This window comes from Leptobacterium flavescens (assembly GCF_010671605.1).
GTDB lineage: Bacteria > Bacteroidota > Bacteroidia > Flavobacteriales > Flavobacteriaceae > Leptobacterium > Leptobacterium flavescens.
The window spans coordinates 417,439-441,665 of record NZ_JAABOO010000002.1 but is presented as its reverse complement, the minus strand read 5'-3'; the positions used below and the strand labels follow the sequence as shown (position 1 = coordinate 441,665).

Here is a 24,227-nt window from a genome sequence, read left to right as displayed (position 1 = left end):
GAACCCGACCTATTTTCAATTCCGCCAGAAATCAAAAAGATTTTACCGTGGGGGATGGAAGTTATCCAAAAAGTAATTTGCGAAGCAAATACGATCTGAATTGCGCGGGTGTAAAAGCTTTGTAGGATTTCAAGGAATTTAAAATCAGTCTTGAGTTTCCTGCCTGCCGGCAGGCAGGTTTGGTTCGTTTTTGGGTCAAGCCAAAAATGAATATAACACCTCAAAAAAGCAATTTAAATAACCCGAAACGCCCATATTCAGGGCCTTTTTCAGAGTGGTTAAACAAATCGCCAAAAGTGGTTTAACCTTTTTTCCTGAGTTGTTTAACTTTTTATCTTGAATGGTTTAACTACTCTTCTTAAACCGTTTAACCTTTCTTGTTGAGTTGAATAACATTTCTTTTTAAACTGAATAACAAGTCTTCGGGAGTTATTTAACCCTTCCGTCTTTTTCATACTCCGAAGCTTCAGCAAAGGAGTACAAACCCCACCTCTCGACGAGCCTGTATCGAGCGTAGTCGAGATGCTTGAACCTACCTGCCGGCAGGCAGGGTGACACACTTCTCAATACTCATCCCGATAGCTATCGGGACTTTGTACTCAATACTAACCAATGATCAATAACCAATTGTCAATTAGCAATAACCACCAACCAACAACCACCAACCAAATTCCAATGTTTCAAATCCCACCTCTCGACTGCGCTCGAGATGACACTCGTTTAGGTCATTACGAGAAGCGAAGCGACGAAGTAATCTTTCAATATCATAGCGGGATAGCTTCACCATGCTCGAACTGACATTTTCTCATCCCGATAGCTATCGGGACTCAATACTTTGTACTCAATACTAACCACCAACCAATTATCAATTATCAATGATCAATAACCAACAACGAACAACCATCAACCACCCACGTGCTCCGAAGTAAAACGAAGGAGCAACAACCAACAACTACCAACCACCAACTAACAACTACCAACCAAACAATTAACCCTAAATATTCAATAAAATTCTAATGCATTTCTTATCTTGAAATCAGAGTTAAATATGAATTCATGAAAAAATTAGAACAAAAGACAGCCTTGATCACCGGAGGTAGTAAGGGGATAGGCTACGGAATAGCCGAAGCCATGTTAAACCAGGGAATGCGTGTTGTTATTACCAGCCGTTCTTTGGAATCAGCACAGGAAGCGGCAAGCCAATTAAGCAACCTGGGAAAAGGAGAAATAATTGGTATGCAGGCAGATGTAAGAGATCTGGAAAGTCAGCAGAAAGTAGTAGAGCAACTCATCAAAGAATGGGGTTCCCTGGATGTAGTGGTTGCCAATGCAGGGATCGGACATTTCGCATCCATAGAAGACATGAGCCCGGAACAGTGGCAGGAAACCATCGATACCAATTTAACCGGGGTTTTTAACAGCGTGAAAGCTTCCGTAGAACATATTAAGGCCGCAAAGGGTTATATTTTTACTATTTCCAGCCTTGCCGGAACTAACTTTTTTGCTGGAGGGACCGCCTATAATGCCAGTAAATTCGGTTTAACGGGCTTTACCCAGGCTTTAATGCTCGACCTGAGGAATTACGGGGTAAAAGTTACCACAATCATGCCGGGTTCTGTTGCTACTTATTTTAACGGAAGGACACCCGAAGTAGGCCAGAACTGGAGAATACAGAAGGAAGATCTGGGTCAGATGGTAATAGATCTTCTCCGGATGAATCCCAGGGTACTGCCCAGCAAAGTGGAAGTACGCCCTGCAATGCCACCGACAAAATAAGGGTTTTAATATCAGATCTTAAGGATCTCCTGGATCAGCAGGTAGAGGAATAACAAAATGGAAAGGCTTAGCAGGACATTGGTATACCACTTGTTCCTGTAGTTTTTGACCCATGAGATTTTGGTATTCATAATAAGGAGCAAAGAAGCCAGGAAAGGCATAAAAAAAGCACCTACGATCGAATAAAGAACGATGATCCATACAGGTTTATCCAGGAATAACAGGAGCATGGGAGGGAATGCAAGGTAACAGAGGAAGAGGCGATAGTAATTCGATTTGGTATTGACCTCTGCATTTTTTGTAATTCCCTTTCTGTTGCGGTAGCTAACCACCAGATCGTTAAAAATATAGGGAATACCATTCCATACCCCGAGCATGGATGAAAAAACAGCTCCCCAGAAACCGACCATAAAGATCCATTTTCCTGAAGTCCCCACGGTTTCGGCAAGCTTGTCTGCCAGACCCAGAATAATTTTACTGCCGCTCACCACTTCGGGGTTAACACTGGAGGCCAATACAATAATGGCCACTCCAAACAATCCCGTAAGCATATATGCGATCTTAAGATCGATCTTTATTTTACTGATCCCACCGATCTCGTTCCATCCTTTTTCCCTGATCCAGTAATTATAACACAGCATGGTAACACTTCCGCCAACACCTCCTATAACCCCGAGGATAAGTTCTATACTTCCTTCCGGGATCCTCGGAAGAACAGCAGATTTAAGGATGGCTCCCCATTCTACATCTATAATAAAAAGGTTGATGATGACCGTAGAGAACATCAGCACGATAAATACTTTCATGATGTTTTCAAGAAAGCGGTATTTCCCGATAAGCACCAGCAGAACAGCCAGAATAGAATGAATGATCCCCCAGCTTTCGATAGACAACTGTGGGAAAATGGTATGTGCCACCAGACCGCATGCAGCCATCAGGGCGCCGGCCACGATAAAACTCCAGATAAAAAGGTAGACGGTAAAATAAATCGAAATAAGAGAGTGGAACCTTTTGACCCAGCCTTCCAGCAGCGTGGTTTTTGTGGCGAGTTGCCATCTGGCAACACCTTCGTTAAGTACGTATTTAAATACAGCCCCCACAATACAGGCCCACAGAACCACATGCCCGAACCGGGCACCGGCAACAGTAGCTGCTATCATATCTCCGGCCCCCACACCTGTAGCGGCGATCAAAAACCCGGGGCCTAAAACATTATTGATTCTTTTTGTAAAATTTGTCACTTTTATGTCAAATATGAAGCTTGCCAGCGTCTAAATATAAATAAGATTTAAAAGTTAGGAAGTATGATCATTGTATTTTTTAATTCTTATGTTTAGTATTGCTATATTTATGACGATCGAAAATAATTCATTCAATTAAAATTGTTCCAGTGAAGAAATTTAAAGTTAATGTCAATAATTCCTTCGATTTTGACCTGACAGAGGAAGATGTAAAAGGAGTTGACAGTATTCAAAAAGGAGATTCGGGATATCATATCATAAACAACGACAGATCCCTGGATGTTGTAATAACCGAATCCGATTTCCACAATAAGAATTATACAATTAAAATAGGTACCAATAGCTATTCTGTTTCCATTTCAGATGAACTTGCTCAGCTTATTACCGAAATGGGACTTTCCTTAGGATCGTCCAAACAGGTAAATACCGTTAAAGCTCCTATGCCGGGTCTTATTATAGACGTGAAAGTAGCGGAGGGCGATAGTATAAGTGAGAACGACTCTCTGGTTGTTATGGAAGCCATGAAGATGGAAAATATCCTGATGGCCCCGAGAGACGGAGTTGTCAAATCGGTAACGGTTAATACGGGGGAGACCGTAGATAAAGGAGCCTTGCTGATCGAATTAGAATAGTCTAAAAAAATAAAGTAGGAATAAATGAAGAAAATACTAGTTGCTAACAGGGGGGAAATAGCACTCAGGGTGATGAGAACCGCCAAAAAAATGGGAATTTCAACCGTAGCTGTTTTTTCAGAAGCAGACAGGAATTCACCACACGTGGAATTTGCAGATGAAGCTGTTTGTATAGGGGAAGCCCCTTCCAGCCAATCTTACCTGAAAGGAGATAAGATCATAGAAGTAGCCAAAAAACTAAGTGTAGACGGTATACATCCCGGTTACGGTTTCCTGAGTGAGAATGCAGAATTCGCAGAAGAAGTAGAAAGGAATAACATTGTTTTTATAGGCCCCGGATCCGATTCTATCAGGGTTATGGGAAGTAAGCTTGCGGCCAAGGAAGCAGTAAAGAAATACGATATCCCAATGGTTCCCGGAATAGACGAAGCTATTACCGATGTAGATAAAGCCAAAGACATTGCCCGGGAAATCGGTTTCCCGATCCTTATCAAAGCCTCGGCAGGAGGTGGAGGAAAGGGAATGCGGATCGTTGATAACGAAGAAGAGCTTCCGGAACAAATGGACAGGGCTATTAGCGAAGCGGTTTCAGCTTTTGGAGACGGTTCTGTTTTTATTGAAAAATATATAGCATCTCCGAGACATATAGAGATCCAGGTGCTGGCCGATAAACACGGTAAGGTGCTTCACCTGTTTGAAAGAGAGTGTAGTGTACAGAGAAGACATCAGAAGGTAGTGGAAGAAGCCCCTTCGGTTGTACTTACACCCGAGATCAGGGAAGCTATGGGGCAGGCCGCTATAAGAGTGGCAAAATCCTGCGATTATATCGGTGCCGGTACGGTGGAGTTCCTGGTGGACGATCAGCTTAATTTTTACTTTCTGGAAATGAATACCAGGCTACAGGTAGAGCATCCCGTTACAGAACTGATTACGGGGGTAGATCTGGTAGAGCAGCAGATAAAGATCGCCAGGGGAGAAAAACTTTCTTTTGGTCAGGATGATCTGGAGATAAACGGACATGCCCTGGAATTAAGGGTGTATGCGGAAGATCCCTTAAACGATTTCCTGCCCAGTGTGGGAACTTTATCAACCTATAAAACCCCCGAAGGAGAAGGAATTAGATTGGATGATGGTTTTGAAGAGGGGATGGAAGTACCTATTTATTACGATCCTATGCTTTCCAAACTTATTACTTACGGAAAGAACAGGGAAGAAGCTATTCAGTTAATGATCGATGCCATTGGCGATTATAATATCGAAGGGATCATGACCACTCTGCCTTTCGGAAAGTTTGTTTGCGAACACGAGGCTTTCAGAACAGGGAAATTCGATACGCACTTTGTAAAGAACTACTATTCCTCGGAGAAACTTACCGAAGAGAACGAGCAGGAAGCAAAACTGGCAGCGCTGGTTGGCCTGAAGAAATATCTGGAGGACCGTAAACTACTGAGAGTAGCGCAAAATTAAATTAAACCGACTTTAACTGAAGAGAAATAATGGATTCAAAGATCAATATATTAAAAGATAAAATTGCCAAAGCACATGAGGGTGGAGGAGAAGGCAGGATAAAGAAACAGCATCAGAAAAAGAAGTTAACGGCTCGCGAGCGGATCGAATATTTGATGGATGAAGGTTCTTTTGAAGAAATAGGGGCCCTGGTTACACACAGGACAACCGATTTCGGAATGCAGGATCAGATCTACTACGGAGATGGAGTAGTAACCGGATACGGAACTGTAAATGGCAGGCTGATCTATATTTTTGCACAGGACTTTACTGTCTTCGGCGGAGCTTTGTCTGAAACTCATGCCGAAAAGATCTGTAAAATAATGGATCACGCCATGAAAGTGGGAGCTCCCCTTATCGGCCTTAACGACTCCGGAGGAGCAAGGATCCAGGAAGGAGTTCGTTCACTGGGAGGATATGCAGATATCTTTTACCGCAACGTAATGGCTTCGGGGGTAATCCCTCAGATTTCTGCTATTATGGGGCCCTGTGCAGGAGGAGCTGTGTATTCTCCGGCCATGACCGACTTTACGATTATGGTAGAAGATACCAGTTATATGTTTGTTACCGGTCCGAATGTGGTTAAAACAGTAACCAATGAAGAAGTTACCTCCGAAGAACTTGGGGGTGCCAGTACACATTCCACCAAATCGGGAGTTACCCATATCACCGCAGCAAATGATATCGAATGTCTGGAAGATGTGAAAAAACTGCTGAGTTACCTTCCGCAGAACAATAAAGAGAAAACCAAATCCCTTCCTTTCGAATTAAAAGAAGAAATTAGGCCTTCTTTAAACTCAATAGTTCCCGACAGTGCCAACAAGCCTTATGATATGCACGAGGTGATCTCGGGTATTATTGATGAAGATTCCTTTTATGAGATCCACAAGGACTATGCGGATAATATTATTGTAGGCTTTGCACGCCTGGCCGGAAGAAGCATCGGTATTGTTGCCAATCAACCTATGAGTCTGGCGGGGGTACTGGACGTAAACAGTTCCAAAAAAGCAGCGAGATTCACACGTTTCTGCGATTGCTTCAATATCCCTTTACTGGTACTGGTAGATGTTCCCGGTTTCCTTCCCGGAACCGATCAGGAGTGGAACGGGATCATTGTTCACGGAGCCAAATTGCTTTATGCATTGAGTGAAGCTACGGTTCCGAGAGTAACGGTAATTACCAGAAAGGCTTATGGAGGAGCGTATGATGTAATGAATTCCAAACACATCGGTGCCGATATGAATTTTGCATGGCCTTCGGCAGAGATTGCCGTAATGGGAGCCAAGGGAGCCAGTGAGATCATCTTCAGAAAGGAAATAAGTGAAGCAGATGATCCTGAATTAAAACTATCGGAAAAAGAAAAGGAATATGCCGATAAATTTGCCAATCCGTACAGGGCAGCCGAAAGAGGTTTTATTGATGAAGTTATTCTTCCCGAAAACACAAGAAGAAAACTTATCAAGGCCTATGCGATGCTGGATAATAAGCAGGCAGAACTTCCTTTTAAGAAGCACGGAAATATCCCGTTATAAAACTAAAGATCACTGCTCCTTCGGGGGCAGTGATTCATTTTACTCCCAGTTGTTTCAGGACTTCATCCTTATATAAACCGCCAATAGGGATCTCAAGATCTCCGATCTCCACATCATTCATGGTATAGGCGGTTATTTTTTCCCTGTTCACCACATAAGAACGATGCGTACGGATAAAGATATGTTTGGGAAGCTGCTCATAAAAACCACTGATCTTATCCTTAAGTACTATCCTTTTATTTTCGGTATGTATCCGGATATAATCTTTAATACTCTCCAGATACAGGATCTCGTTAAAGTTTAGTTTCAGGTGTTTTTTGTTATGCCTTACAAAGATATGACCCGGCTCTTTTCCGGTTTTTTCGGTTGTTTCTGTTGATGCAACTTCTCCGGATTCCTGAAATTTATTCACCGCCTTAAAAAAGCGCTCGAAGGTAAAGGGCTTTAACAGATAATCAACCACGTTTAACTCATAACTCTCCACGGCATAATCCCTGTATGCTGTGGTAAAGATCACCCTGGGAGGATTGGAAAGCGAACGCAGGAAATCCATTCCCGAAAGTACGGGCATCTGAATGTCCAGGAATAAAAGGTCTACCTTATGATCCCGGATAAAATCGGAAGCAGCTACTGCATTTTTAAAGGAAGCCAGTAGTTTACAGGCCGGTAACTGTTCTATATAAGTTTCCAGAAGCTCTATAGCCAGGGGCTCATCGTCTATGATCACACAATTAATGGTCTTCATTCCTCAGGTCGATAAAAAGGTTAACCGTATAACTCTTATCGGTTTCCTCGATAGCAAAGTTATACTCTTTATAGATCAATTCCAGCTGTTTCCTGATATTCCTGATCCCTATTCCTTTTTTATAATTTGCAGGATCTGCCTGTTCCAGCGGGTTTTTATCATTGTATACTTTAAAATTAAGTTGTCGATCTCTTAGCTTGAGTTCAATTTTTATTTCGGCATCCTCAGAGGTTCCGCTGGCTCCATGCTTAAAGGCATTTTCTACAATAGATAACAATATTAAAGGTGCTATTTCGGTAGCATTGTTATCGATCTCTTTTAAAAATTCTATCTGTAAACTATCGCCATATCTCAGTTTTTCAAGAGCTATATAGTTGTCCAGTAACTGAACTTCATTCTCGATAGAAACGTATCTGTCACTGCATTTATAGAGCATATAATCCAGCATTTCAGAAAGCTTGATCACTGTGTCCGGCGCCTGGTCCGATTTTTTTAACGTCAATACATAAAGGTTGTTCAGGGTATTGAACAGGAAATGCGGATGGATCTGGGATTTAAGAAAGTTAAGCTCTGCAGCAGCCTTCTCTCTTTCCAGCTCGGCATTGCGCTGCTCTATTTCGAATTTAGACTTGATCAACCGTACAAAGGTCATTGCAAATGCAATAAGATACAGGCGGGGGAAATAATCTGAGATCAGCAGCTTCCAATCGGTCATGATCTCATAAATACTTTCCTTGACAAACTCCCCCTCACGGAAAAGAGGCTCGGCAATATGAACGTTGATGATCCTGTCCAGGGCACATACAAAATAGGTAAAGATTACTCCAAAGACTATAAAAAGCAGATATCTGCCCGACCGGAAATACACCGGGATCAGGTAATAGTTTATAAAATATGCCGTGATAAGCAGAGGAATTATATGCTTCAGGTTCTGAAAAAATATACAAGTAAGATCATCGCTGTTGCCCGCTGCAAAAGATTGTATTAAGGTGATGCCTCCGAAGGAAACGATCCAGAATATCAGATGGTTAACAATGCGATTACCGGAAATTAATGGAAACGGAGTTTGATCTGCTGTGGCCATAAGATCAAATATACTTCTTAATAACCATCAGCCTGGAAAAAGTAGACGAAAATGGGGGATAGGAAGACAGATCTGCCGTAAAAGTAGATAAAAACGGGCTGGAGGGATTTTTGGCTTTCGGTCGCTGTGATCACCCGATCTGTCGATAATCCGGATAAGGCATGCTTCCCTGCATCAACTTTGCAGAAAAGAAACGTAAAACCATTTAAGATGAAAAAAATCTATAAAAGACTTTTAAGGATAACCCTGATACTATTGTCACTGTTTATTCTGTGGAAGGTATACGACCTTTCGAGCTGGGAAAGATCTCCTGAAGCTTCCTCATTACCCGTTACCACTCATATTTACGACAGGGAATACGCTTTATCCATAGATAAGGCCAGTAAATACCTGAAGGAAATTCCCGGAAAACTGAATGTACCTTCCTTCTCTGTGGCTGTAGGGATGAATAATAAGATCATCTGGTCTGAAGCCATCGGATATGCCAGGATAGAAGAAATGCTGGCTGCAAGCCCGGATACCAAATACCGGGTAGGGAGTACATCCAAAGCTATTACTGCAACAGGAGTAGCCAGGCTGGCAGATAAAGGAAAACTGGACCTGGATGCATATGTAGGAGACAGCATTCTGAATTATCCCAAAAAGAAATGGAATTTCACCACACGTCAGTTGATGAGCCATACGGCCGGACTTGGGAATTACGGGGATTTCCCGGTTAAGAGCTGGAAGTATACCCTTTGTAATTGTTATCACTTTCCCACGGTAAGGGAAGCATTGAATATTTTTAATGAAGCTGAACTTCTCTATGAACCCGGAACAGATTATGCATATTCTACCTTCGATATTGTCCTGTCCAGTGCTGTATTGGAACAGGCATCGGGAGAATCTTTTCTGCCGTATATGGAAAAGGAAGTTTTCCGTCCGTTAAAAATGACCAATACCCTTGGGGATCACAGTAAAGAAAATATAGAGCATCTTGCCGGATTTTATGAGACCAAAGGAAGGTCATACAGGGAATGGCGATCCATGGGACTGGTAGCCAATGATATTAACCTTAGCTACAAATGGGCCGGGGGTGGTTTTTTGTCAACTCCCAGCGACCTTGTAAAAATGGGGAATGCATACCTGAACGACACTGTTTTTATATCTCCGAAAATGAGAAAAGAATTCTGGACTCCCCAAAGACTTAGGAACGGAGAGATCAATGAACAACAATATGCATTAGGCTGGAGGTCCTATGAAGACTATACCTATGAACATATTTTTGATGGAGAGAAACCTGTATGGATGGTACACCACGGAGGGGTAAGCAAAGGCTCCATGAATTTCCTGGTACTTTTCCCTGAATATAGTCTTGTAATTAACGCTTCTATGAACGCCAGGGCCGAAAGTTTCGGCCTGTTCTGGACGGAAGTAATGAAACTGGCGGCTATTTTCCTGGAAACGGAAAATCAGTGATTAAAAAAAACTCATCCCTTATGGATCCTATCCTAAGGGATGAGCAAGTCAACAGCTTAATTCATCTCCAGTTTATAGATGTTTCCATCAAAACCGCAGATAAAAAGTTCATTATTATTATCGGTACCAAACGATGATATATTAAATCCAGTATCAATGATAAGATCGTTAACAACACTGTTATCCTGATTCAATGTCAGTCCCCAGATCCGACCCGAAACAAAGTCCGCATAAATATATTGCCCCTGAAGGGAGGGAAGGCTGCTTCCCCTGTAGACATACCCTCCGGTAACAGACAGATCTCCATTACTGTGATTGTACACAAAAACGGGTGCCGTTAAGCCATTTTGATTACAGGTATTCGCCTGAAAGCAATCATTTCCTTCCAGGATATTCCATCCGTAGTTATTTCCGCTTTCTATGATATCGATCTCTTCAAAATTACCTTGTCCCACATCTCCGACCCATAGCGTTCCGGTCTGAGTATCGAAGCTCATACGCCAGGGATTACGCAGGCCATAAGCAAAGATCTCTCCTCTTGCGGTATTATCATTGACAAATGGATTATCTGCCGGAATCGCATAATTGAGTCCCTGAGATACCTGGTCCACATCTATTCTCAGAATAGCTCCGAGCAGGTTGGCCCTGTTCTGAGCATTACCTTGCGGATCTCCTCCCGAGCCTCCGTCTCCGGAAGCGATATATAAGAATCCGTCAGGACCGAACGCAAGTTGTCCGCCATTGTGATTTGTAAACGGCTGAGGAATGGTGAGCAGAACAAGTTCACTCGAATCGTCTGCTGCATTTGCATTGGTTGCCGATACCTGAAAGCGGGATACAAAGGAAGCTCCGGCTGCTCCGGTATAGTTGACATAAAAATAACCGTTATTGGCATAGTCGGGGTGAAAGGCCATAGCCAGTAATCCCATTTCGTTATCCGAATCGTTTACAATACTCTGAATGTCCAGAAAAACAGAAGAAGTGGTAGTATCGGCTTCGTTATTGAAGACGCGTATCACTCCTCTTTGTTCAACTACAAATATGCGATCGGTATTGTCATTCGGACTCTGAAGGTCGACAGGTCGGTTAAAATTCAGGCCGGCAAAGGCATTTGTAACAGTCATTCCCGGAGTTGTTCCTTCATCATCGGTGGGCGTCCCGTCATCATCAGAACTGGAACCATTACAGGAAATAAATAGTGCCATACAAAGAAGGCACCAGTAATTAAGTAGTGTTTTCATAGCAGATATCAGTTAATGTTATGATTATTATAACGTTATATCATATAAAAATATTTAAAAATGAAGAACTTTTCCGTTAACGGGTAAAGATATCAAGGAAATAAGCAGTAAAAACAGCTTAGAAAGTGAGGATGGCCAGAACAATGGCAAGCATAGCTATTCCCAGGTGTTTAAGCCCTTTAACAAGCCAGCTGTTGGCTTCTTTTTCATGATTGGGATCCTGGGTGCTTTGATAAAGATCATTGTAATGTCCGGCATAACGAAAAGATTTGTACATAAAATAACCGAACAGGTTGGAGACTATGATCAGTATGGCCGGAATTAAAAAATACATGAGCTAAAGTTAAATAAAAAATAAAACAAATAGAACGAACAACAATTTAAATAACGGATAAACCGTACTATTTATTCCTGTTAGCATGAATTTTATTCAAGGAGCACCGTCTAAAAAAGCAGGCTTAGCCCGGAAATCCCCAGCAGTATCATAAGTACATTTTTAAAAGTACCGGCATTTAATTTTCCGTAGGCTTTCTTTCCGAGGAACTGAGCCAGGAGAAAGAAAGGAAAGATATAAAGAGAATTGATAAAGTGCTCTGCGTTAAGCATCTGATTATAACCCAACATAGGTACTCTTAATACCGATATAAGTCCCAGAATACCTATCATGGTAGCCCTGATAACCCTCATATCCTTTACCGTATCGTTTATGTAAATAATATAAACAGGACCGCCTGTAGAGAAAAGGCCCGAAACAAAACCACCTAATAAACCAAAGGGAGTTCCGCTTTTGGAGAAGACCGAAGTTTTCTGCTTTGCCAGATAGCTGTAGAGGACGTAGATAATAACAAAAATGCCCAATGCCTTTTTTAAAAGGACCGGTTTCCCGTAGCCCAGCACATAAACCCCTAATGCCAGACCGATTACAGTGGTAAGGGTTAGTTTTAATATAATTTTTCTATCGATATGTCTCCATTCTTTGGCTATCATAAACACACTGGAGAACAAGTAAAAAATAGAGATATAGGCAACCGCATCCGGAAGGTTCATGGCAAATAATAAGATCGGGAGGGAGATAAGAGCCCCCGCAAAACCGATCATGGTTTGAACAAAGAACCCGCAAAAAATTCCGATTATAGCTATTAGTAGGACTTCCAATATCTTCGTATTTGATTTATACAGGCAAAATTAAAAGGTCTTCAGTAGATTGTGAAGTGGTTTTTTATGTAAAATTGTATTTTTGATGTTGAAAAAATGGTTAACATAATTTTTTACCATGGAAAGCGCACTTGATAAAACAGACCTGAAAATAATAGAACTATTAAGGAATAATGCTAGGTACTCCTTTGCCGATCTGGGACGTAAAATATCCCTGTCGCCCTCCGCCGTTCGGGAACGGGTACAGCGCCTCGAAGACGAAGGGATAATTAGAAAGTATAAGACACTTTTCGACAGGGAAAAACTGGGTTATGGCCTGGAAGCCATTGTAATGTTAAAGTTGTTCAGCGGAAAACTCCAGGCATTTATGACTGCCGTTGATCAGTTTCCGGAGATCATGGAGTGCTATCGTGTTACCGGACCGCAGAATATCCATATGAAGGTAGTGTTGAAAGATCAGAGGCATCTGCAAAACTTTATCGACCGCCTTATTATTTATGGAGATACCACAACGCATCTGATCCTTTCCGACCTGGTTGAAAATGAGCATATAGAAAAGCCATTATCCGGTTGAGTTAAAATCATCTTTTTCCGGATAATGACTTTTCCTTACTGCACTAATCAGCCTACATAACTATCAATTTCCCTTTCATGACCTTGTGCAGGTTGCATAGGTAATCCGAGCTTTCAGTAATTACTTTTTTCCAGGATTCTCCCTTCTGTAAGGTAGAAGAGGACCAGGCTCCTTTTTTTTCTTCCGTCACGTCGTGCGGAAAGAAATCCTTATTGATCCAGATAACAGTATCTCCCTTTTTTACAGTGAGTTCTGCCGGAATAAATTTTAGTTTTTTGATCTCCACTATGTGGGTTTTTGGCTCAGGAGTTTTGTTAAGGGCTGTATATCCCATCCCCATAAATACAAACAGAACAAGAAAGCCCGGTACTAACAGTCTTTTCTTCATGATCAATATTTGCTTACTTTTTTCTGAACCATTTTTGCATGCTCCAGGTGTGCTTCTAGTGCCGGAAGGACATTAGTTAACAACTCTTTTAACTCGCTGTTTTCCGACTCCGGGATCAGAAGGTTTTTAATGGCCTCTATTACTGCTTCATGATAGGCAACTTCATTATCTATATATACCTGATCAAATTTTTTCTTACTTGCTTTCTGAAGCATCTTTTTTGTTTCTTTTGCTCCTTCCAGCAGCGACTGGCTTACGGCATTGTCCTTTGGGGTCACACTTAATTTTGTAACCAGGGCCACCGCCTGCTCTATAACTGCCTTATGGTCTGTAAGCATACGTTGCGCAAATTCAAGTACATCTTTGTTCTTGGATCTTTTCATTGCGATCTCGGCATAGCTGATATCAATTTGGTTGGCCACTACCGCTACGGAGGCAACCTCCGGATCGGATAATTTTGGATTTTCCTGGGAATAGGCAGAAAGACAACCAATAAGCATTAATGTCATTCCCGCCAGAATGTGCATTCTTTTTATAGTCCTCATTTTTATTTTTTTTTATGGTTAAACAAGTTTTAGATAAAAAAATGAGTTCCGGGTTACAAAACTTCCCGTTTTTTTAGCAAGATTATGTACATTCAGGGAGGTCTTATTCCATACTATTGTAATTCAAAGTTTCAAATGATGAAAATTGCACATATAACCGATATACATCTGGAGGAAGGGTTTCCGCTTAAGTATAGGATAGATGCCTATAGAAACCTGGAGAGCGTACTTCAGGATGCTTTGGAGAGAAATATAGATAGAATTATCATAGGCGGGGATCTTGGCAACACGGCCAGTAATAAAGCTTTTTTCTCCACATTAAAAAAGTATGATGAACAGGCAGAAATAGTGCTGGGCAATCACGATACCTATGCCGGGATCAGCATGCATTATTCCCATCATCTCAACCAGGGAAAGGGTAAACTTTACTATTCCTATGATGAGAGGTCCTTCAGGTTTGTTTTTATGGATTCTTCATCAGGGATCACAGATAAAGAACAAATGGAGTGGCTGAGACACCAGCTCGACACCGATAAAAAACTGTTGGTCTTTATACATCATCCTGTACTTGACAGTTATTCGCTAATGGACAGGAAATACGCTCTGAATGGGAGGGAAGCTGTTCAGGAAATATTCTCAGCTCATAAAAATGAAGTGTATATCTTTTGCGGGCATTATCATATGGGTGATGAACGGACACATGGAAACATCAGGCAGTATATCAGTCCGGCGGTTTCTTACCAGGTAGAAAAGGATCCGGAGCAGATCAGGATCAACAACAGTAATTTCGGGTATAGAATAATTGAGTTGAATGGTGATGAGTTACGGACTCATATAGTTGAATTTAAAACTTTGCTGAATGAAGGAGGTCTTTGATATTTTTAACAGGTGGTATAAAGAAGAACTGAATAACTCTTCCGAAGATATCCCCTCAGCTTGCTGTCTTTCGACCGTGGGAGAAGACGGATTTCCGAATTCCCGCTTTGTTTCCCTTAAAGAGATCTGCGATGAGCACTTTATCATTTGCGGACCTTTGAATTCCAGAAAAGGCAGGGAGATCCTTTCTTCAGATAAAGTGGCACTTACTTTCTGGTGGCCGGCAACCCAAAAACAAATACGTATTCAGGGTACGGTCTCGCTTATCTCTGAGGAGAATGCATCGGCTTATTTTAAAGAGAGAAGTTTTTCTTCTCAGGTAGTTTCCCATCTATGCAGGCAGGGAGAAGAAATATCCGATTACAACTCTTTAGAAGAGGAGTATAGTGACGCGTGTAAAAAGATGGAAGGGAAGGAAATGCAAAAACCGGAAAACTGGGGAGGCTTTAAGATCTCACCTCTTAGAATAGAATTCATGGAATTTAAAACGAGCAGACTCCATTACAGAGTATTATTCAGCAGGGAAGGGGAACAATGGAAAAAGAGTATTCTTCAACCCTGATCTATTGGGTTACCAAAGCCGATCTGTATTCATTCCAGTTTTTGTGAACAATAGACGGAATATTCCCTTCAATAGCTACAGCTCCCACATAAGATTCTTCGGGTTCGAAGGAAGCGAGGGTCCATTTTAGCTTTTCGTCAGGATCCCATTTGGTTTGAAGGAGTTCCGCTTCTTTACCGGGCTCCAGGCTTACGGCGAATTCGTGCAAAGGAAAGGACAGGCCACTTCCTTTAGCCTTGATAAAGGCCTCTTTTCTCGTCCAGCAATTAAAAAAAGCGTTGGGATGTACTTCTTCCTTCAGGCTCAGCAAGGCATTTACCTCTTCTTTGGAGAAAAAGTTTTTGGCAATATCCTTTAATTCGATATCGTCTTTTATTTTTTCTACGTCTACTCCGATACTGAGATCATGTACAAAGCCAAGTACTATGGCATCTCCCGAGTGCGACAGGTTAAATCTCAGAGAAGTGGAATCATCAAGGTGGGGTTTTCCGTGTGATCCGTATTGAAACCGGATTCCGGATGGGTCTGTTTGCAGGTAGCTGCCGAGCAATGTCCTCAAAGCCCCTTTGGCAATGACAAAACAATGACGGTCTTTGGCAAAATAAAACTTCTCAGCTCTTTTCTTTTCATCTGCGGATAGTAATTCCCCGAATTGTTTAAGCAGTGCCTTATTCTGATCAATACTTATATGCCAGATATGCGCACTTTGCGGTTTCAGTTCAATCCTGTTGAAGGAAATCGGATTCATCGGCTTTCTTCTATACAGTTTTCAATTCTTTCGCCTACAAACTTAACATCAGGCTCCTCAAAAAGAGTACGGTGACTCCCCTCAGAGTAAAGTGTATTGACTCCTTTCAGGGCCAATCGCTTCCAGGAACGGATAAACTCCCTGTTCATGATAGGATCGTCTTTTTCGGTAAGGATCAGAGATACTTGATCATTAAAATCCTTCCACTCATATTTTTTGTAAATGGTAACCAGGTTGGCCTTTAACTGCTGAAGGTCTCTTTCGTACTTATTGCCGAATAATGTGGTTATAAGAGGTTTGACATATCGGTTGTACCGGTCTGTAAACATCATCCCCAGCGCTTTGAAAGGTGTCTTTATCATTCTTTTGGAAAGAGTGAGCAATCGCATTTTTATACGTGTAATGGTCATAAGGCTTTCCTGCTCTGCCATAGTATCTATGACGATCAGATTAGCCTTTTCTCCCAGCTTTTCCAGCTGACGCACCATTTCAATCCCAATGGCAGTACTAAAACAGTAAACCATGATATTGTAAGGGCCTTTATGCTGAATTGACTTCATCTCCGTAAGATAATCCGAAGTCATTTCCTCTATACTGGTATGCGCATATTCCCGTCCGTCTATACCTGAAGGCTGAACCGCATAAACCGGCCTTTCGGCATCCAGATGGGAGGGAAGGAGGTTGTAAAAGAATACATGTCCTCCACCTGCATGAATACAGAACAGGGGAGTTTTAGATCCTCCGGCCCTGATAGGCACCAGGTATTTCCAGGAGTTCTCTTCCTGCTCACCTTTACTGATAAACTCTGCAATGGAAGCAATTGTTGGATGCTCCAGCAGGGTAGTGGGGGCGAGTTTTATATTGATCTTTTTCTCAATAACCGAGAACATCTTTACCGCCAGCAGCGATTTCCCGCCTATTTCAAAAAAGTTATCGTGTATTCCGATCGAACGGGCCCCGAAGAGGTCTTCCCATACTTCCAGTAATTGCAACTCCAGCTTATTCCTCGGAGCAACATAATTTTTGGAGGATACGGCCGATCTTGTTTTCTTTTCTTTAAGCACTTCTTTCTGAGGAGCCTCAGCTTTCTGGGAAAGCCCTTCTAAAGTCAGATCCTTATCGGCAGCTAAAGCATGCAGAAGTGTTGTGAGTTCCTTTAAAAACCACTTTACGGATGATGGTTTAATGATCTCTGAAAAAGTAAGCAGTTTAAATTTTGTGTGTTTTCCGGGCACTACCACCAGTGTAAGCGGGTAGGTAGAGGTGAGGCCGCTCTTAAAATCGCTGATCTCAAGTTCCCCGCCCTGGGAGTCTTCCCACGGGAAATTTTCAAAAATAAGAAGACTGTCAAACAGAGGAAGAGCTGCAGGTCTGTCTATCCACGACATAACCTCATCCATAGTAATATGTTCGTGTTTTCTGGCTTGCTGTTGCTGATCCTGAATGGTTTTTAACCAGCCTGAAACCGTATCATTACCATTGATAAGGATTCTAACGGCCTGTACATTCATAAACATCCCGCTCAGAAGTTCTATGTTAGGAAAATTTGCAGAACGTCCTGAAACCGTTGTACCATAGGTAATATCCTCGCTTTCAAAATAACGGCTTAAAAGGAGTGTCCACAATCCCTGGATCAGGGAATTAGGAGTTATTTTTAATTGCCTTGCCAGGCTGTAAAGTTTATTCGTATCCTCTTCCGATAATTGTATCTCATCGGAGATGGCATCCTTTATTTCGGTTTTGCTTTCCCGTTTATCAAACAGATTGGCTTGTCCGAATCCGGAAAAGGTCTTTTCCCAGAACTCCCTGGCTTCCGAACTGTCATGTGTTTTTGTCCAGTTAAGATAGGATTTATAGGAAGGTAGTGCTTCAAGTACCGGTGCTTTATCTTCCGAAAAAGCCTGGTAATAAGCAAAGACATCTTTTAAAATATTATTGGAAGACCAACCGTCAAGAAGCAGGTGATGACAAGGCCATAAAAGGCAGAAAACATCCTTCTCCATTTCAATAAGGGTGATGTTAAGTAAAGGCCCTTGCTCGAAATCGGTTCCCGCTTCACGATCCGTAGCTTTTAGTTTGGAAAGTTCTTCCTCCTTTTTTTCTTTGGAATAAGTTTTCCAGTCTAAATACCTCCAGTTCATCGACTTTTCGGGATGAACCAGCTGTACCGGTTTTTCAATATTCTTCCAGTGTACTGTGGTTCTCAGTACCTGATGTCGTTTTATTGTATGCTCCCATGCTTTCTCCAGCAGGGAGGTATTTAAAAAACCTTTCAGGCTACACTGAACGTGCAAAAATCCCTGATCATGAGAAGCAGACAGATAATGAAAAAGCAAGCCCTGTTGCATATTCGTAAGAGGGAAAATGGCTTCTATCTTAGGTTTTTTGGCTGTATCCATATTAATTATATTCCTTGCATTAGATTATCCAGATCTTCCTGGCTCAAACCGGCCTCGGGAAAATCGGATGGGGTATATTCTTCTGTATCCGTAGATGTACAGTGTTTTATGATATTCTGTAAATTGTCTTTAAAAGCCCCGGTCAGTTCCGACAGTGTTGTTTCCTTATACAACTCCCTGCTGTAACTCCAGTTCATTTGCAGCTTTCCTTCTTTTACAAAGGCATTGATCTCAATTTTATAGTTGCGTTCACTTTCGGGAGACCTCGTATCTTCTGTAATTTCCTTAAAACTTAAACCAGTTTCATCGTTCATATCCTCCTGATTCCCCAAATAATTGAAAACTACCTGTGGTTGCTGATCAAGGCTTTCTTCTCCAGAAATGTATCTCAGGATCCCGTAGCCGGTTCCGTCGTTCGGAACACTTCGTATTTTTTCTTTGATGCTTTTTATCTTCAGTCCTGTATCATTACCCACCTCTCGCTTAAAAGTCAGGGGGAAATAGGAAGTGAACCATCCTACCGTATTGGATATATCGGGTTGAGTAGCTTCCGACACCCGACCGTGTTTTTCCAGCCCCAGACAGAAGTGTTCTGAAGAGGCCCAATTACATATCGTTTCCTGTAGTGCACAGATAAGCAACTCATGAACCTTGGTGTTATACCTGGTGTTGGCCTCATTTAAAAGCGTTCGGGTATTTTCCTTATCAAAACTATCCGTAAGTACCTCTATGCTGCTTTCCTGAACAACCGAAGTTTCGATATCGAAATCCTGCGGCAGGGGAGCAGCATCATTTTCCTGGGCCTTCCAGAATGCTATTTCTTCCTGTATTTTCTCAGACTGCGACTGCTTTAATAAATGGTCTCCCCATGCTTTTATAGAAGATGTTTTCTTTTCCAGCTCTTCTGTTTGTCCGTTCAGGCTGATGAGATCTTTAATAATTACCTTCCATGAGATCATATCGGTTACCAGGTGATGAGCCAGGAGATAAACTTTGTTGTTCTGCGTATCCCCACAGTCAAAATACAGGCATTTAAAGAGAGAACCTTCTTCCAGCCTGGTTTCCTCCTGTACTTTTACAAAGAGATCGTTGATTTGCTGTTCCTGCTTGTCCCGATCTTTTGCATTGCTGAGATCGAAATAGCGGAAAGCATTTACTTTATCCTGAGTTAATACCTCAGCTTTCCATTCGCTTCCAGTGTTCCTAAAACTAAGGCGAAATGCGTCATGACGGCGGATCAATGTTTTTATATAGTCTTCAACCTGTTGTCTTTTGGGTTCTTTATTTCCGGTTACTTCAACAGCCTGATTCCAGTAATGAGGAGCGTTTTTATGAGTGTCAAAGAACCAATGCTGTATAGGGGTCAGTTCAACTTGTCCTTCTATTGCCTTTTCTTCCGTTTCAGTATTTGCGTCCTGGCTTTTGGCAAAGAGGGCCAGTTCGGCTATGGTCTGATTGTCAAAAAGCTGATTGGCCTGTAATTCGATTCCCGCTTTCCTGGCTTTGGCTATGATCTGAATACTGAGAATGGAATCGCCTCCAATCTCAAAGAAATTATCATTAACACTGATAGGGCTGAAGTTCAGGACTTCTTCCCATATTTTAATTAGTATCTCTTCAGTTTGATTACTCGCCTCCGCAAAACCGGCCTGTGTATCTTCCTGTATCTCTGCGGTTGACGGTAGGTTCTTTCTGTCTACTTTTCCATTCGGAAGCACCGGTATTTTGTGCATAGGTATAATAACGGAAGGGATCATATAGTCCGGTAATTCTCCTTCCAGATAGGTTTTAAGCTGCTCTTTTTCGAAGGATCCCTTCCCCTGAACATAGGCAACAATACGTTTCTTTTCTTCAGAAGAAACCTTTTCAGACTTAGACCGTATTAACTCCTTGAGGTTATTGAGAAAAAGCTCCCTGGCCTCCGGTGATAAGCTGTCTATCCTGTATTTTATATCTGTTTTTTTCATTTTATCGCTTTAACCACAACAATAGAATTCGCCCACCAGGTGTCCTTAACATCTTCAGGCATCTGGAGAGAAACGACCTGTATCTGAAAAGAAGAAAAATGCTTAAGCAGCAGGCGTTGATGTTCCCTGCTAAGCGAATCGATCTCATTGGAGAAATAAGTAAAGGAACCTCCCGGCTTCAGATGTGCGGAAGCATGCGGAAAGAAATGCTCCGCAAAGGTGATACTTTCATTTACGTATTTCATATATTCTTCTTCATTCAGAGGATAGGTGTGAAAAAAGATCCCGTCAAAAAGCCCCAGGTCATCAATAGTGTCCTGCCAGAGGCCCCTGACCATCCTGATATCCTTTCCTTCGTATTTCTGTTTCCATTGATGATATGCATCTATAACACTGTCATTACATTCCATTATGGTATGGGAGTCTACCTGATGCTCCTGTATCATATCTGAAGATATACCTCTTCCGAAGCCTATTTCCAGAATATCTCCTGAACGGTCGCAAACAACATCGGCCATGGTCTGCATAACCGGGATCTGCCAGTCTTCCATGATCTCCTGCTCGCTGAGTTCCCCCTGGCTGCGATCGTCCATAGAATGTGAGGTGGAGCCGGCAACAAAATGCTTGGCCTGTTCGTGAATGGCAAACAGATCTGCGGTAAATTCCTTTAACGCACGGTTTACTACCGCACCCCGCTGCATCTGCCGGGGAGGATTGATAAATGTATCCCGGTTAATGGTAATATTTACCTCAAAATCTTCAGATCTTCTTACTCTTTTCATATTTTATTTCAACTTAAACGGTCCAATACGGCAATCTTTTCTTCTGCATCCAGATTCTCATAAGCCCCGAGGACATCATTTATTTCTTCTTCTGTTAAATATTTTTGCAGGATAGCCACCAGATCCTCGGTAGTATGCTCTCCGAGTTTTTCCGGATCGGGCATTTTCCTGTTGTTTTCGATCAATACGATGGCTTGTTCAACTGATTCAAAGCGAAGGATATGCTGCTCGATCTCATCGAGTTCTATTCTATAACCTCTTACTTTTACCTGCTGATCCTTTCTTCCCAGGAATTCAATATTGCCTTCACTGTTATACCTTACCAGGTCTCCTGTTTTGTAGATCCTCTCAGATGAGGAAGCTTCAAACGGATTGGGAATAAATACCTGAGAGCTTAGTTCCGGTTTATGAAGATAGCCCTTTGCCAGGCCGATACCACCGATATACAGTTCTCCCACGGCTCCGTAGGGAACTCTTTCCAGCAGTTCATTCAATATATAGATCTCGGCATTAGCCACTGCTTTTCCGATCGGGATACTTGTTTTTGCATCTTTTTCCCGAATGCGATGCGCAATACACCAAACTGTCGCTTCCGTCGGTCCGTATTCGTTATAAAGTGCGGTTTGCGGTAAGCGCTCAAAATGCTCGCTCACCAAAGAAGCCGGGCAGGATTCTCCCGCAACCATTACTGTGGTCAGCGAGGAAAGCCGTTCAGGATCTCCGTAACTGAGAATGGTAGAATAGAGAGAGGGAAGCATCAGGGTATGACTTACCTTATGTTTGCTGATAACTTCTGCAATGCGGTCCGTATCTTGTTCCATACGGTCTTCGGAAATGACCAAACACCCTCCGCTGCATAAGGTCCAGAATAAGCCTGCTTTGGAACTGTCAAAGGAAATCGATGACATAAGCAGGAAACTCTCCGGATCACTACCGTAGAAACCGGTCCTTGAAAGTGTAGAATTTACAATGTTTCTATGACTGACAGGTACTCCTTTGGGCTTTCCGGTACTCCCGGAAGTATAAATAACATAAGCCGGATCCGTATCCTTTGTCTGCGGTAATTCTTTCTTATTTGCTTTTTTATTATCGACACATTCTTCAATGCTGAAAGTTTGTATATGAGAACTCTCCAGAGAGGAAAGTAAACTATCCTGTGTAAGCAGGATATAAGCCTTGGCATCGTTCAGTATATAGTCAATACGCTCTGAGGGATAAGCCGGATCTACTGGTAGATAAGCGGCTCCTGCCTTTAATATTCCCAATAGCCCGAGGACCATTTCTGCGGATCGCTCAATACATAAACCGATAATATCTTTTCTCTTGACACCTTTCTTCATCAGGGAAAAAGCAATTGTATCAGCTTTTTTGTTGAGTTCCTCATAGCTGATTTCCTTATCCCCGAAAACCAAAGCCGTTTTCTGCGGATGCTTTTTCGCCTGTTCTTCTATATAGTGATGAATTCCTTTGTTTTTTGCAAATACCCCATCAAGGGAAGTAGTGTATAACTCTTTTTCTTTTTCCGATAACATGGGAATCCCGGATATCGGTCCGTTTGTATCTTTTAAAATGCCTTCCAGCAGTAATTTGAAATGCTCGTGCATCAAACTAATGGTAGAGCTTTCGAAAAGATCGGTCGAATATTCGAAAATCGATGATAATACTCCTTTGTTTTCCGAGATATAAAGGGTAAGATCGAACTTGGAAACCCCGCCGTCTAAAGGAGAATGGGAAAGTTCCAGCTCCTCTCCGAACGATTCGGCTTCAGGAACCGAATGATACAGGAACATGGTCTGAAAGAACGGATTTATGCTCAGCGACCTTTCCGGGTTCAATTCCTTCACCAGGATATCGAAAGGAACATCTTTATTGGAAAAAGCTTCCAGGGTAGTTTGCTTTACCGATTTTACCAGGTCTAAAAAACTGATATTATGAGACAGTTTTGTTCTTAGGACCACGGTATCGTTAAAAAAACCTATCAGATCTTCCAGAGCCACCTGGTCTCTGCTGGAAATAGGGGTTCCTATAAGCAGGTCTTCCTGTTCCGTATATCTGAATAAAAGTGTATAAAAAACACTTAGCATAACCACATATGGAGTGGCATCTATTTTTTTACATAGTTCAAGTAATTCTCCGGAAAACTCCTTCGAATAGTGTTGTTCGTGAAAAGAACCTTCAAAACTGGGTTTGATCTTCCGCTGAAAATCGGTCGGTAAATTCAGGAATGGGATATCTCCTGCAAGTTTTGATTTCCAATAATCCAGCTGTGGCTGATCTACTCCCTTCTTTCGTTGCCAGTAGGCGTAATCCCTGTATTGTATTTCCGTTTTTACCGATTGAGGATGATCTCCGTTACAAAATGCCCTGTAATAGGTGCTCAGCTGATGCCTCAGTACTCCCATAGACCATTTATCAGTAATGATATGGTGCATGCTCAGAATAAGGATATGATCGTCCTCTGTTAATTTTATCAGGCTGGCCTTTAACAAGGAGCCTTCCGATAATTTGAAAACGGTCTGAGAATCCTTCAGCGCGATCTGCATAGCAGCTTCTTCGGCTTCGTCCGGACTCAGATTACTTTTGTCGTATCTGGAAATATCCAGATCGGTATCCGGGTTTATGACAATATGTGTCTTTCCTGACTCAAGACGATAATTGGATCTTAAGATATCGTGCTGCTCATATACCAATTTCAGGCTGTTGAGAAGCGCTTCCTCATTTAGCTTCCCCTTTAATCTGTATAACTCCGTATAATTGTAAAAGGGGTTTTTAGGAAATAACTGCTGAAGGAACCACAGTCGTTGCTGCCCGTAAGACAAGGGGATGGAAACTCCATCGGCAACCTTGCTTATTCCTTTGGTTTCAGGTTTTTTGCTCCTGTTTTTCCATCGGGCTAACAATGAACTTTTTTCTATATGAGACCCTTCTTCTTTTTTCACGATCTTTAGTTGCAATTTATTGTTCGGATAATCCTTTCGGATTACATATATAATTTACGAAAAAACCATCTTATGGG

At 42.0% G+C, this 24,227-nt stretch carries 21 protein-coding genes; 8 read left to right on the top strand and 13 right to left on the bottom strand.

All coding sequences use genetic code 11. From position 1 onward, the window contains the following. The first annotated feature begins 1,056 nt into the window (after positions 1–1,056). Positions 1,057–1,776: an SDR family oxidoreductase gene (locus GWK08_RS09645; RefSeq protein ID WP_163606793.1), complete on the top strand. Its 720-nt coding sequence runs from the start codon at positions 1,057–1,059 to the stop codon at positions 1,774–1,776. Between the two features lie 11 nt (positions 1,777–1,787). On the opposite strand, the gene GWK08_RS09640 is transcribed toward GWK08_RS09645, so the two are convergent. Further along, a complete protein-coding gene (locus GWK08_RS09640) occupies positions 1,788–3,017 on the bottom strand; it encodes an Nramp family divalent metal transporter (protein ID WP_163606792.1) in 1,230 nt (409 codons plus the stop codon). Between the two features lie 149 nt (positions 3,018–3,166). On the opposite strand from GWK08_RS09640, the gene GWK08_RS09635 reads away from it, so the two are divergent. Genes GWK08_RS09635 through GWK08_RS09625 form a run of 3 tightly spaced genes read left to right on the top strand, consistent with a single transcriptional unit; the run spans position 3,167 to position 6,687 of the window. Next, positions 3,167–3,649 carry an acetyl-CoA carboxylase biotin carboxyl carrier protein subunit gene (locus GWK08_RS09635; protein WP_163606790.1) on the top strand — a complete coding sequence of 161 codons (483 nt, stop codon included), beginning with the start codon at positions 3,167–3,169 and terminating at the stop codon, positions 3,647–3,649. A gap of 24 nt (positions 3,650–3,673) precedes the next feature. Beyond that, the gene (gene accC / locus GWK08_RS09630; RefSeq protein ID WP_163606789.1) at positions 3,674–5,116 is read left to right on the top strand and encodes an acetyl-CoA carboxylase biotin carboxylase subunit; all 1,443 of its coding nucleotides are present in this window, start codon (positions 3,674–3,676) and stop codon (positions 5,114–5,116) included. A 29-nt stretch (positions 5,117–5,145) separates the two neighbouring features. Next, complete coding sequence (locus GWK08_RS09625) at positions 5,146–6,687, top strand: acyl-CoA carboxylase subunit beta (RefSeq protein WP_163606787.1); 1,542 nt, start codon at positions 5,146–5,148, stop codon at positions 6,685–6,687. Between the two features lie 34 nt (positions 6,688–6,721). Here the strand turns inward: GWK08_RS09625 and GWK08_RS09620 are convergent, their stop codons facing one another. Then, the gene (locus GWK08_RS09620; RefSeq protein ID WP_163606785.1) at positions 6,722–7,432 is read right to left on the bottom strand and encodes a LytR/AlgR family response regulator transcription factor; all 711 of its coding nucleotides are present in this window, start codon (positions 7,430–7,432) and stop codon (positions 6,722–6,724) included. Further along, positions 7,419–8,516: a sensor histidine kinase gene (locus GWK08_RS09615; protein ID WP_163606783.1), complete on the bottom strand. Its 1,098-nt coding sequence runs from the start codon at positions 8,514–8,516 to the stop codon at positions 7,419–7,421. Before GWK08_RS09615 ends, GWK08_RS09620 begins: the two co-directional genes overlap by 14 nt. Before the next feature lie 210 nt (positions 8,517–8,726). On the opposite strand from GWK08_RS09615, the gene GWK08_RS09610 reads away from it, so the two are divergent. Then, positions 8,727–9,974, top strand: coding sequence for a serine hydrolase domain-containing protein (locus tag GWK08_RS09610; protein WP_163606782.1), 1,248 nt, complete (start codon positions 8,727–8,729; stop codon positions 9,972–9,974). A 56-nt stretch (positions 9,975–10,030) separates the two neighbouring features. Here GWK08_RS09610 and GWK08_RS09605 read toward each other — a convergent pair whose 3' ends face one another. From GWK08_RS09605 to GWK08_RS09595, 3 genes are all read right to left on the bottom strand, one after another. Further along, the gene (locus tag GWK08_RS09605) at positions 10,031–11,215 is read right to left on the bottom strand and encodes a PQQ-dependent sugar dehydrogenase (RefSeq protein WP_163606780.1); all 1,185 of its coding nucleotides are present in this window, start codon (positions 11,213–11,215) and stop codon (positions 10,031–10,033) included. Positions 11,216–11,333: 118 nt separating this feature from the next. After that, positions 11,334–11,549, bottom strand: a complete 216-nt coding sequence (locus GWK08_RS09600) for a hypothetical protein (protein WP_163606779.1) — start codon at positions 11,547–11,549, stop codon at positions 11,334–11,336. Positions 11,550–11,659: 110 nt separating this feature from the next. Beyond that, the gene (locus GWK08_RS09595; RefSeq protein WP_163606778.1) at positions 11,660–12,370 is read right to left on the bottom strand and encodes a sulfite exporter TauE/SafE family protein; all 711 of its coding nucleotides are present in this window, start codon (positions 12,368–12,370) and stop codon (positions 11,660–11,662) included. Between the two features lie 118 nt (positions 12,371–12,488). Here GWK08_RS09595 and GWK08_RS09590 point away from each other — a divergent pair, with 118 nt between their 5' ends. Beyond that, positions 12,489–12,944, top strand: coding sequence for an Lrp/AsnC family transcriptional regulator (locus GWK08_RS09590; RefSeq protein WP_163606777.1), 456 nt, complete (start codon positions 12,489–12,491; stop codon positions 12,942–12,944). Positions 12,945–12,996: 52 nt separating this feature from the next. On the opposite strand, the gene GWK08_RS09585 is transcribed toward GWK08_RS09590, so the two are convergent. Together GWK08_RS09585 and GWK08_RS09580 are read right to left on the bottom strand one after the other, a co-directional pair. Further along, complete coding sequence (locus GWK08_RS09585; protein WP_163606776.1) at positions 12,997–13,332, bottom strand: plastocyanin/azurin family copper-binding protein; 336 nt, start codon at positions 13,330–13,332, stop codon at positions 12,997–12,999. 2 nt (positions 13,333–13,334) lie between these two features. Continuing rightward, positions 13,335–13,877 (bottom strand): DUF4142 domain-containing protein, encoded by a 543-nt coding sequence (locus GWK08_RS09580; RefSeq protein WP_163606775.1) that lies wholly within the window; start codon positions 13,875–13,877, stop codon positions 13,335–13,337. Positions 13,878–14,012: 135 nt separating this feature from the next. Between GWK08_RS09580 and GWK08_RS09575 the strand changes: the two genes are divergently transcribed. Together GWK08_RS09575 and GWK08_RS09570 are read left to right on the top strand one after the other, a co-directional pair. Continuing rightward, the gene (locus GWK08_RS09575) at positions 14,013–14,753 is read left to right on the top strand and encodes a metallophosphoesterase family protein (protein ID WP_163606774.1); all 741 of its coding nucleotides are present in this window, start codon (positions 14,013–14,015) and stop codon (positions 14,751–14,753) included. Beyond that, positions 14,737–15,315 (top strand): pyridoxine/pyridoxamine 5'-phosphate oxidase, encoded by a 579-nt coding sequence (locus tag GWK08_RS09570; protein ID WP_163606772.1) that lies wholly within the window; start codon positions 14,737–14,739, stop codon positions 15,313–15,315. The genes GWK08_RS09575 and GWK08_RS09570 overlap by 17 nt, the downstream gene beginning before the upstream one ends. A gap of 1 nt (position 15,316) precedes the next feature. Here GWK08_RS09570 and GWK08_RS09565 read toward each other — a convergent pair whose 3' ends face one another. The 5 genes from GWK08_RS09565 to GWK08_RS09545 are packed head-to-tail and all read right to left on the bottom strand — an operon-like array spanning position 15,317 to position 24,150. Next, the gene (locus GWK08_RS09565) at positions 15,317–16,063 is read right to left on the bottom strand and encodes a 4'-phosphopantetheinyl transferase family protein (protein WP_163606771.1); all 747 of its coding nucleotides are present in this window, start codon (positions 16,061–16,063) and stop codon (positions 15,317–15,319) included. Continuing rightward, positions 16,060–18,462, bottom strand: coding sequence for a condensation domain-containing protein (locus GWK08_RS09560; protein ID WP_163606770.1), 2,403 nt, complete (start codon positions 18,460–18,462; stop codon positions 16,060–16,062). Before GWK08_RS09560 ends, GWK08_RS09565 begins: the two co-directional genes overlap by 4 nt. Before the next feature lie 5 nt (positions 18,463–18,467). Further along, on the bottom strand, positions 18,468–20,429 hold the full coding sequence (locus GWK08_RS09555; protein WP_163606768.1) for a condensation domain-containing protein: 1,962 nt from the start codon (positions 20,427–20,429) through the stop codon (positions 18,468–18,470). After that, complete coding sequence (locus GWK08_RS09550; RefSeq protein WP_163606766.1) at positions 20,426–21,211, bottom strand: class I SAM-dependent methyltransferase; 786 nt, start codon at positions 21,209–21,211, stop codon at positions 20,426–20,428. The genes GWK08_RS09555 and GWK08_RS09550 overlap by 4 nt, the downstream gene beginning before the upstream one ends. Positions 21,212–21,219: 8 nt before the next feature. Continuing rightward, on the bottom strand, positions 21,220–24,150 hold the full coding sequence (locus GWK08_RS09545) for a non-ribosomal peptide synthetase (protein WP_163606765.1): 2,931 nt from the start codon (positions 24,148–24,150) through the stop codon (positions 21,220–21,222). Positions 24,151–24,227 lie beyond the last annotated feature (77 nt).

What these genes read in the sequence shown, in the direction of transcription:
- GWK08_RS09645 (WP_163606793.1), top strand. Translation starts at nt 1,057, where the DNA reads ATGAAAAAATTAGAACAAAAGACAGCCTTGATCACCGGAGGTAGTAAG.
- accC (WP_163606789.1), top strand. Translation starts at nt 3,674, where the DNA reads ATGAAGAAAATACTAGTTGCTAACAGGGGGGAAATAGCACTCAGGGTG.
- GWK08_RS09625 (WP_163606787.1), top strand. Translation starts at nt 5,146, where the DNA reads ATGGATTCAAAGATCAATATATTAAAAGATAAAATTGCCAAAGCACAT.
- GWK08_RS09620 (WP_163606785.1), bottom strand. Translation starts at nt 7,432, where the DNA reads ATGAAGACCATTAATTGTGTGATCATAGACGATGAGCCCCTGGCTATA.
- GWK08_RS09615 (WP_163606783.1), bottom strand. Translation starts at nt 8,516, where the DNA reads ATGGCCACAGCAGATCAAACTCCGTTTCCATTAATTTCCGGTAATCGC.
- GWK08_RS09610 (WP_163606782.1), top strand. Translation starts at nt 8,727, where the DNA reads ATGAAAAAAATCTATAAAAGACTTTTAAGGATAACCCTGATACTATTG.
- GWK08_RS09605 (WP_163606780.1), bottom strand. Translation starts at nt 11,215, where the DNA reads ATGAAAACACTACTTAATTACTGGTGCCTTCTTTGTATGGCACTATTT.
- GWK08_RS09600 (WP_163606779.1), bottom strand. Translation starts at nt 11,549, where the DNA reads ATGTATTTTTTAATTCCGGCCATACTGATCATAGTCTCCAACCTGTTC.
- GWK08_RS09590 (WP_163606777.1), top strand. Translation starts at nt 12,489, where the DNA reads ATGGAAAGCGCACTTGATAAAACAGACCTGAAAATAATAGAACTATTA.
- GWK08_RS09585 (WP_163606776.1), bottom strand. Translation starts at nt 13,332, where the DNA reads ATGAAGAAAAGACTGTTAGTACCGGGCTTTCTTGTTCTGTTTGTATTT.
- GWK08_RS09580 (WP_163606775.1), bottom strand. Translation starts at nt 13,877, where the DNA reads ATGAGGACTATAAAAAGAATGCACATTCTGGCGGGAATGACATTAATG.
- GWK08_RS09575 (WP_163606774.1), top strand. Translation starts at nt 14,013, where the DNA reads ATGATGAAAATTGCACATATAACCGATATACATCTGGAGGAAGGGTTT.
- GWK08_RS09570 (WP_163606772.1), top strand. Translation starts at nt 14,737, where the DNA reads ATGAAGGAGGTCTTTGATATTTTTAACAGGTGGTATAAAGAAGAACTG.
- GWK08_RS09565 (WP_163606771.1), bottom strand. Translation starts at nt 16,063, where the DNA reads ATGAATCCGATTTCCTTCAACAGGATTGAACTGAAACCGCAAAGTGCG.
- GWK08_RS09560 (WP_163606770.1), bottom strand. Translation starts at nt 18,462, where the DNA reads ATGGATACAGCCAAAAAACCTAAGATAGAAGCCATTTTCCCTCTTACG.
- GWK08_RS09555 (WP_163606768.1), bottom strand. Translation starts at nt 20,429, where the DNA reads ATGAAAAAAACAGATATAAAATACAGGATAGACAGCTTATCACCGGAG.
- GWK08_RS09550 (WP_163606766.1), bottom strand. Translation starts at nt 21,211, where the DNA reads ATGAAAAGAGTAAGAAGATCTGAAGATTTTGAGGTAAATATTACCATT.